General features: G+C 63.9%; 2 protein-coding genes and 1 pseudogene. 1 reads left to right on the top strand and 2 read right to left on the bottom strand.

The features are described from left to right. Positions 1-162 precede the first annotated feature (162 nt). Together FFS27_RS30810 and FFS27_RS30805 are read right to left on the bottom strand one after the other, a co-directional pair. Positions 163-1,137, bottom strand: coding sequence for a sigma 54-interacting transcriptional regulator (locus FFS27_RS30810; RefSeq protein WP_021265241.1), 975 nt, complete (start codon positions 1,135-1,137; stop codon positions 163-165). A 175-nt stretch (positions 1,138-1,312) separates the two neighbouring features. Beyond that, a complete protein-coding gene (locus FFS27_RS30805) occupies positions 1,313-2,092 on the bottom strand; it encodes a MetQ/NlpA family ABC transporter substrate-binding protein (protein ID WP_003093057.1) in 780 nt (259 codons plus the stop codon). 437 nt (positions 2,093-2,529) lie between these two features. On the opposite strand from FFS27_RS30805, the pseudogene cioA reads away from it, so the two are divergent. Beyond that, positions 2,530-3,233, top strand: a pseudogene (cioA, locus tag FFS27_RS30800) (cyanide-insensitive cytochrome bd quinol oxidase subunit I); the annotation flags it as partial.

The following is a 3,233-nucleotide window of genomic DNA, read 5'->3' as shown; positions in this document are numbered from 1 at the left end:
GGCGGAGGGCGATTGTGGGTCAGTCAAAACAGGCTGGTCTCCTCGTCCTTAATTTGATCAAGCGTTCAATATAAACACGATCGAGGGCCCGGGAGCCAATCCTTCGGACGTATGGGAGCCTTCGGCGCCGCGCTTTTCCCGCACGTTCGCCGAAGGATTCCTTCAGTTCGCCGCCAGTCCCAGGCGCCGCCTTCCCGCCTCCTCGTCGCCGCCTGCCTGCTCGGTGGCCAGTTGCAGGAGCAGGGCCTGTACCTGCTCCAGCGACGGCGCTCCGGCTTGGCCGAGCAGGCGCCGCAGACCGGCCAGCGATGGGTCTGGCGTTGCCCCGCCAAAATTCAGATGCTGCGGCAGGATTTCTTCCTTGTCGCTGACCAGCAGGGCGAAGTGGACGACGTTTTCCAGTTCGCGGATGTTGCCTGGCCAGGGATAGCTCTCGAGGATCCGCTGGGTCTCCACGCCGATGGCCGGCACCGGCAGGTCCAGGCGCTGGGCATAGACACCGACGAAGTATTCCGCCAGCGGCAGGATGTCTCCCGGACGTTCGCGCAATGGCGGCAGGCTCAGGCGGCCGTCGTGCAGGTACTGCTGCAGGCCGGCCAGGAACTTGCCGGCGCGCACCGCCTGGTCCAGGTCGACGCTGGTGGCGGTGACCAGGCGCACGTCATGGGGAATCGGCTGCTGCGCGCCGACCCGCAGCACCTCGCGTTCCTCCAGCGTCTGTAGCAGCCTGGCCTGCAACGTCAGCGGCAGGTCGCCGATCTCGTCCAGGTACAGGGTGCCGCCATTGGCCGAACCGAACCAGCCGGCGCGGCTGCCGACCGGGCCGTTGTGGGCGCCGGGGGCGTAGCCGAACAGCTCGGCTTCGGCGTGGTTGCGACTGAGGGCGCTGCAACTGACCGCGACGAACAGACCGGCGCGTTCGCTGTGGCGGTGGATCTGCCGGGCGAGCAGCTCCTTGCCGGTGCCGGTCTCGCCTTCGATCAGCACCGGCTGGCCCTGCGGCGCGAGGCGCTCGAGTTCTTCGCGGACCCGGTGCGAGCGTGGGTCGAAGAACACCAGGGCCTTGGCGCGGATGCTCAGCGGACTGCGGTCGGCGTCGGGGAAGGTCAACGGCGCGGGGCGTGGTTTCTCGCTCATGGGTAACTCCTTGACGGCACGGGGCGCCTCCAGCGCCTGCGCCGCGACGACGGACCGGGACGGCTGCGGGCGGGGGCCGTTGCGGAAAAAGAAACGCCGGTGCAAGCCATGCGACACCGGCGTGAACAAGGGGCGCTGCAACGGCGCCCAGCGTGGGAGTCGGGACGGGCTGGGGTCAGAAGGCCGGGACCACCGCGCCGGCATATTTCTTCTCGATGAAGGCTTTCACTTCCGGGCTGGTCAGCGCGGCGGAAAGCTTCTTCAGGGCGTCGCTGTCCTTGTTGTCCGGACGCGCCACCAAGTAGTTCACATAGGGCGAGTCGCGGTCTTCCAGGACCAGCGCGTCCTTGGCCGGGTTGAGCTTGGCCTCCAGCGCGTAGTTGGTGTTGATAAGGTCCAGGTCGACCTGGTCCAGCACGCGCGGCAACAGGGCCGATTCGAGTTCCTTGAACTTCAGGTTCTTCGGGTTCTCGGCGATGTCCTTGGGCGTGGCCAGGGCGTTGTTCGGGTCCTTCAGCTTGAGCAGGCCGGCCTTCTGCAACAGCAGCAGGGCGCGCCCGCTGTTGCTGCCTTCGTTGGGGATGGCGACGGTGGCGCCGTCGGGCAGCTCGGCCAGCGACTTGTATTTCCTCGAATAGCCGCCGAAGGGTTCGACGTGTACGCCGACCACGGTGACCAGGTTGGTGCCCTTGCCTTTGTTGAAGTTCTCCAGGTACGGCAGGGTCTGGAAGTAGTTGGCGTCCAGGCGCTTCTCGGCGACCTGCACGTTGGGCTGCACGTAGTCGGTGAACACCTTGATCTGCAGGTCGACGCCTTCCTTCGCCAGGGTCGGCTTGATCAGCTCAAGGATTTCCGCATGGGGGATCGGCGTGGCGGCGACGATGAGCTTTTCCGCGGCGCTGGCGGAAACGCTGATGACGGAGGCCAGGGCAGTCAGCAGGAGCAGTTTTTTCATTCTTCGATCCTTGTAGGGCGATGTCCGCCGCTGCGCGCAGGGCGGTGAAGGAGGGGCGCCAACACGCGAGGGGCGGCTTGAAGGGGAGAGTAGCGACTCTTTTTATTCCATAAAAATATTATTTATTTATTTTTATATTCTATTAACGAATATGCGAGAGCTGAGGCAATTTGTCTCGCGACAACCGACCACAGCAGGACGGTCTAGGCTAACGGGTAAGATTTTCGTACCGAATTGCTCTGCATCAAGGCGGGTGGTCCGGGAATCTGCTTGCGACCCTTCCCGCATTCCTGCCATCCAGGGCTGCGGTCGCTTTCCAATGACAAGAACGATAGCTGAAGGATGTGTTCCAAAACCTTGCGTAGCGTTGCGCGTGAGGAAGCACGGCCGAATCCGCACGTAAGCCGGAAGGGCCGAGAACCTGAAGAGGAGTTGCCATGTTCGGATTGGAGGCTATCGACCTTGCCCGCATCCAGTTCGCGTTCACCGTGTCCTTCCACATCATCTTCCCGGCGATCACCATCGGGTTGGCCAGCTACCTGGCCGTACTGGAAGGCCTCTGGCTGAAAACGAACGAAGAGGTCTACCGCGACCTCTATCATTTCTGGTCGAAGATTTTCGCGGTCAACTTCGGCATGGGCGTGGTGTCCGGGCTGGTCATGGCGTACCAGTTCGGCACCAACTGGAGCCATTTCTCCGACTTCGCCGGGTCCATCACCGGTCCGCTGCTGACCTACGAGGTGCTCACCGCGTTCTTCCTCGAGGCCGGTTTCCTCGGCGTCATGCTGTTCGGCTGGAACCGCGTGGGACCGGGCCTGCATTTCTTCGCCACGGTGATGGTGGCGATCGGCACGCTGATCTCGACGTTCTGGATCCTCGCTTCCAACAGCTGGATGCAGACCCCGCAGGGCTTCGAGATCGTCGACGGCCGGGTGATCCCGGTGGACTGGGTGGCGGTGATCTTCAACCCGTCGTTCCCCTACCGCCTGCTGCACATGTCGGTCGCCGCGTTCCTCGCCACCGCCTTCTTCGTCGGCGCCTCGGCCGCCTGGCACCTGCTGCGCGGGCGCGACAACCCGGCGATCCGCAAGATGCTCTCGATGGCCATGTGGATGGCGCTGATCGTCGCCCCGGTACAGGC

Source organism: Pseudomonas sp. 2VD (assembly GCF_005503585.1).
Classification (GTDB): domain Bacteria; phylum Pseudomonadota; class Gammaproteobacteria; order Pseudomonadales; family Pseudomonadaceae; genus Pseudomonas; species Pseudomonas aeruginosa.
Note: the sequence above shows the minus strand (reverse complement) of the source record. Positions and strands in the feature narration are given on the sequence as shown.

Coding starts and splice junctions, on each gene's coding strand:
- FFS27_RS30810 (WP_021265241.1), bottom strand. CDS start 1,137: ATGAGCGAGAAACCACGCCCCGCGCCGTTGACCTTCCCCGACGCCGAC.
- FFS27_RS30805 (WP_003093057.1), bottom strand. CDS start 2,092: ATGAAAAAACTGCTCCTGCTGACTGCCCTGGCCTCCGTCATCAGCGTT.